Source organism: Cellulomonas sp. A375-1 (assembly GCF_001040865.1).
In the GTDB taxonomy this organism is placed as follows: domain Bacteria; phylum Actinomycetota; class Actinomycetes; order Actinomycetales; family Cellulomonadaceae; genus Cellulomonas; species Cellulomonas gelida.
Genome location: NZ_LFKW01000075.1, coordinates 23,897 through 29,265, shown reverse-complemented (window position 1 = coordinate 29,265; position 5,369 = coordinate 23,897). Strand labels below are relative to the sequence as shown.

The 5,369-nt window shown below is 74.5% G+C and carries 4 protein-coding genes and 1 pseudogene; all 5 read left to right on the top strand.

Annotated features, from left to right (window positions below):
• A pseudogene (locus tag CWIS_RS19330) lies at positions 1-727 on the top strand (DNA repair protein RecN); the annotation flags it as partial.
• 6 nt (positions 728-733) lie between these two features.
• On the top strand, positions 734-1,918 hold the full coding sequence (steA, locus tag CWIS_RS08390; protein ID WP_048342815.1) for a putative cytokinetic ring protein SteA: 1,185 nt from the start codon (positions 734-736) through the stop codon (positions 1,916-1,918).
• Between the two features lie 31 nt (positions 1,919-1,949).
• A complete protein-coding gene (locus CWIS_RS08385; RefSeq protein ID WP_048342814.1) occupies positions 1,950-3,032 on the top strand; it encodes a copper transporter in 1,083 nt (360 codons plus the stop codon).
• Positions 3,029-3,910, top strand: a complete 882-nt coding sequence (locus CWIS_RS08380) for a hypothetical protein (RefSeq protein WP_048342813.1) — start codon at positions 3,029-3,031, stop codon at positions 3,908-3,910. Before CWIS_RS08385 ends, CWIS_RS08380 begins: the two co-directional genes overlap by 4 nt.
• Positions 3,907-5,369, top strand: a 1,463-nt coding sequence (gene murJ / locus CWIS_RS08375) for a murein biosynthesis integral membrane protein MurJ (RefSeq protein ID WP_048342827.1), incomplete at its 3' end; no start/stop codon positions are given. The genes CWIS_RS08380 and murJ, both read left to right, overlap by 4 nt.

Genomic DNA, 5,369 nt, shown 5'->3' with positions numbered 1-5,369 from the left:
GCTCGAGTGGGCGCGCACGGCCGGTCTGCGGCTGCTCGACCTCGAGGGCGGCGATCAGCGGATCGACGAGCTGCGGGCGCAGGTCGCGACGCTCGACGAGCGGATCGGTGCGCTGGCGGGGACGCTCAGCGCGACGCGGACCGCCGCCGCCGAGCGCCTCGCCAAGGTCGTCTCCGCCGAGCTCGCGGGCCTGGCGATGGCGGGAGCGCGCATCGTGGTGAGCGTCGCCCCGACCGACGAGCCCGGCCCGTACGGCGTCGACGACGTCTCGATGCTGCTCGTGCCGCACGCCGGGGCGCCCGCGCGCCCGCTCGGCAAGGGGGCGTCGGGCGGTGAGCTGTCGCGCGTCATGCTGGCGCTCGAGGTGGCTCTCGCGGAGGGCGCCGGCGGTGACCGACCGGGCACGTTCGTCTTCGACGAGGTCGACGCCGGAGTCGGTGGCAAGGCCGCCGTCGAGGTCGGCCGGCGGCTCGCTGCGCTCGCTCGCGACGCCCAGGTCCTGGTCGTGACGCACCTGGCGCAGGTGGCTGCTTTCGCAGATCATCACCTGGTCGTCACGAAGTCCTCACACGACGGGGTGGACGTCGTGACGGCGTCCGACGTGACGTCGGTCACGGGCGAGGGCCGCGTACGCGAGCTCGCCCGCATGCTCTCGGGTCAGGAGGACTCGGACGCGGCACGCGCGCACGCAGCGGAGCTCCTCGACCTGTCAGCCGTGGGACGATGACCGACGATGAGATCTACGCTGCGTCGTCGCCCACCCACGCCTGAACCCGGGGTCGCCGGGTCCGCACGTGTCGACCGCCGTACCAAGTCGCTGACCAAGCGCCTGCGCGCCGGCGACGTCGCCGTGATCGACCACGAGGACCTCGACCGCGTCTCGGCCGAGGCCCTCGTCGCGTGCCAGCCCGCGGCGGTGCTCAACGCGGCACGGTCGACCTCCGGCCGCTACCCCAACCTCGGTCCGGAGATCCTCATCGAGGCGGGCATCCCGCTGGTCGACGACCTCGGGCCCGACGTCATGGCGATCCCCGAGGGCCATCACGTACGGGTGCTCGACGGCGCGGTGTACGACGGTGACACGCTCGTCGCCGAGGGCGTCGAGCAGACCGAGGCGATCGTCGCGCTCGCGATGGAGGAGGCTCGCGCGGGCCTGTCGGTCCAGCTCGAGTCGTTCGCGGCGAACACGATGGACTACCTGCGACGCGAGCGGGACCTGCTGCTCGACGGCGTGGGCGTGCCGGACATCGACACGCGTATCGACGGGCGACAGGTGCTGATCGTGGTGCGCGGCTACCACTACAAGGAAGACCTGGTCACGCTCCGCCCGTACATCCGCGAGTACCGCCCGGTGCTCATCGGCGTCGACGGCGGCGCGGACGCGATCCTCGAGGCGGGCTGGCGGCCGGACATGATCGTCGGCGACATGGACTCGGTCTCCGACCGTGCGCTCGGCTGCGGTGCCGAGGTCGTGGTGCACGCCTACCGGGACGGTCGCGCCCCCGGCATCGCACGCGTCGAGCAGCTCGGCGTCCCGCACGTCGTGTTCCCCGCGACCGGCACGAGCGAGGACGTCGCGATGCTCCTGGCCGACGACAAGGGCGCCGAGCTGATCGTCGCGGTCGGCACGCACGCGACGCTCGTCGAGTTCCTCGACAAGGGCCGCTCGGGCATGGCGAGCACGTTCCTCACCCGCCTGCGGGTCGGCGGCAAGCTCATCGACGCCAAGGGCGTCTCGCGGCTGTACCGCCAGCGGATCTCCAACCTCCAGCTCACCCTCCTGGTGCTCGCGGGCCTGCTCGCCCTGGGCGTCGCGCTCGCCTCGACCGAGGCGGGCCAGACGTTCTTCGGCCTCATGGGTGCGCGCATCGACGACTTCACCTCGTGGGTCCGCGGCCTCTTCGGAGGCGGCGCATGAGCACCCACCGGACCGACGGAAAGACCACCTCGTGATCGACTTCCGCTATCACCTCGTCTCGCTCATCTCGGTGTTCCTGGCGCTCGCCGTCGGCATCGCGCTGGGCGCCGGTCCCCTCAAGGAGACGATCGGCGACACGCTCACCGGCCAGGTGGACCAGCTGCGCACCGAGAAGGACGAGCTGCGCACGCAGCTCGACGTGACGTCGGGCGACCTCGCCGACGCCCAGGAGTTCGTGGACGCCTCGGGACCTGCGCTGCTGTCCGGCGCGCTGGCCGACCGTCGCGTCGCCGTGATCGCGCTGGGCGACGTGCCGGAGGGCGAGCGCACCGCGATCGACGACCGGCTCTCGCAGGCCGGCGCGACGGTCACGGCGCACGCCGCGCTGACCGACGCGTGGTACGACCCCGACCTGCGCTCGTTCCGCAACGCGCTCGTCGGTCTCCTGCTGGAGAACCTCGACCCCGCGCCGGCCGACGACGCCACGCTCGACGAGCAGCTCGCGCAGGCACTCGTGCAGGGGCTCACGGGTGCCGACCCGGCCTCGCCGGACACGCTCACGGCAGACGCGGCCAACGTCCTGGCGATCCTGTCGCAGGGCGACAACCCCATGATCACGCTCGCGGACCCGGTCGTCACCGGTGCCGACGCGGTCGTCGTGCTCGGCGTCCCCACCGCGCCTGCAGTCGACGGCGCCGCCACGCCGACCCCCGGCGTGGACGCGGAGTCGGACGCTGACGTGCTCGCGGCGCAGGTCGCGGTGCTGAGCGCCGCCCAGGACCTGTCCGAGGGTGCGGTCCTCGCGGACGGCCAGCGAGGCAACGGCAGCCTCGTCGACGCCGTGCTCGGCGACGAGACGCTCGCCGCGGCTCTCACGACCGTCTCGGGAGCTGACGTGGTCACCGGGCAGGTGTCGACGCCGCTCGCGCTCGCGGCCCGGATCGCCGGGACCAACGGCCACTACGGGTTCGGCGACGACGAGACCGCGGTCCCGCCGGTCGTCGTGCTCGCGCCCGTCGACCGGACGCCGGTCGTGAGCTCGGAGAGCCAGACGCCGGACGGCTCGGGCGACGCGAGCGGCGAGGCCACCACCGACCCGGGGAGCGGTGGGTGAGCATCGGGCGCAGGCTCGGCGCGGTCGCGACGGCACGGACCGTGACCGCCGTGGTGCGCGCGGTGCTCGAGGAGCACGCGCCCGGCGGTCAGCAGCGCTGGCTCCGCACGAATCACCGCGGCGAGCCCGTGAGCATGCTCGAGGGGCCGGCCGTCGCGGCGGGTCTCGTCGCGGGTGCGGTCGTGGCCGCGCCCAGCGCGCGGGCCGCGGGTGCGGTCGGGATCGCGACGGCGGCGGGCGCGGCGTTCGGCATCGTCGACGACCTCGCTGAGGACCTCGACGACCGGCGCAAGGGCCTGCGCGGGCACCTCGGTGCGCTCGCGCAGGGCCGGGTCACCACGGGCGGGCTCAAGGTCCTCGGGATCGGTGCGGGAGCGCTGCTGGCGGCCGCTGTCGCGACCCCGCGTACGGGCGACGACGGCATCCGCCGCGGCCTGGTGGGGTGGGGGACCGACGTCGCGGTCTCCGGTGCGCTCATCGCCTCGACCGCGAACCTCCTCAACCTGCTCGACCTGCGGCCCGGGCGTGCGCTCAAGGCGGCCACGATCGCGGCCGTCCCGATGGTGCTCGCACCCGGCGCGGGTGGGCCGGCCGCCGCGGCGATCGTCGGGGCGTCGGCCGCCGCGGCCGACCAGGACCTCGCCGAGACCGACATGCTCGGCGACGGTGGAGCCAACGCGCTGGGGGCGGCGCTCGGCTCGGCGCTCGTCCTCGGGGCCCCGCGTGCCGTCCGCCTCGCCGCGCTCGCGGCGACCGTCGGGCTGACCGTGGTGAGCGAGAAGGTGAGCTTCACCGCGGTCATCGAGGCGACACCCGTGCTGCGGGACATCGACCGGTGGGGTCGCCGGCCGGTGCACGCGCCGGCTCCGAGCGCGTGAGCCCGGCTGCTCGCCGCGCGCTCGGCGGGCTGGCCGGCGCCGCGGCGATGATCGCGGCGGTCACCGTGCTGTCGCGGCTCCTCGGGTTCGGTCGGTGGTTGCTGCAGGCGTCCGAGGTCGGGCCCGGCGTGATCGGCGACGCGTACAACTCCGCGAACCTGCTGCCCAACGTCCTGTTCGAGGTGGCCGCGGGGGGTGCCCTCGCGGGCGCGCTCGTCCCGCTGCTCACGGGGCCGATCGCGCGCGGTGACCGGCGCGAGGTCGAGCGCACGGCGTCCGGTGCGCTCGGCTGGACGCTGCTGGTCCTGGCGCCGCTCGCTGTGCTGCTCGCGGCGCTGTCGACGCCGATCGCGCACGCGCTGGCCCACACCCCCGAGCAGGTCGACCTCATCAGGTTCTTCATCCTGGTCTTCGCGGTCCAGGTCCCGCTCTACGGCGTCGCGGTCCTGCTCTACGCGGTCCTGCAGGCCCACAAGCGGTTCTTCTGGCCGGCGTTCGCGCCGGTCATCTCCTCGCTCGTCGTCATGACGACCTACGTCGTCTACGGCGCGCTCGCGAACGGCGAGCAGTCCGACCCCGCGGCCCTGGAGAGCCAGGCGCTCGACGTGCTCGCGTGGGGGACCACGCTCGGGGTGGCGGCGATGTGCCTGCCGATGTTCGTCCCGGTCCGGCGGCTCGGCGTCCGGCTGCGCCCGACGCTGCGGTTCCCGCACGGCGTGGGCCGACGCCTGCGCCACCTCGCGCTGGCGGGCGTGGGGGCCGTCGCGGCGCAGCAGCTCGCGCTGCTCGTCATCATGAAGGTCGCGTGGTGGCAGCCGTACGCGCAGGAGGGCACGCTCACCCGGTTCCTCTACACGCAGCAGGTCTACCTGCTGCCGTACGCGGTGCTCGTCGTGCCGCTTGCGACGTCGTCCTTCCCGCGGATCGCCGCACGCGCCTCGGCGGGCGACCGCGTGGGCTTCGCGCGGATGGCCGCGGTGACGACCCGGGGCGTGCTCATCGCGGCCGGCGCGGGCGTCGCGGTCGTGGTCGCGGCCGCGACCGCCGTCGCCACGGTGTTCGCCGTGGTCGCCGACGACGCCACGGTCGCCGACGAGATGGGTCCTGCGCTCACCTGGATGATGCCGGGGCTCGTCGGCTTCGCCCTGCTCTTCCACGTCTCACGCACGCTGTACGCGCTCGAGCGGGGGCGGCTGGCGGTCGCCGCCAACGTCGTCGGCTGGGGCGTGGTGGCGGTCGCCGCGGTGGTGCTCGTGCGCGCACAGGTCCCCGCGGGCGGCGCGGTGGTGGCGATCGGGGCGGCGAGCAGCATCGGCATGCTCGCGGGAGGTGGCAGCGCGCTCGTGCTGCTGCGTCGTGCTGCGGGCGGCGGCGCGCTCACGGGCGTGGTGCGCACGCTCGCGGTCCTCGCCGGAGCCGTCACGGTGGCCGGTGCCGCCGGCCGCTGGGTCGCCGACAC

Bases quoted from the DNA above. Each gene is read 5' to 3' on its own strand.
- steA (WP_048342815.1), top strand. From the start codon at position 734: ATGAGATCTACGCTGCGTCGTCGCCCACCCACGCCTGAACCCGGGGTC.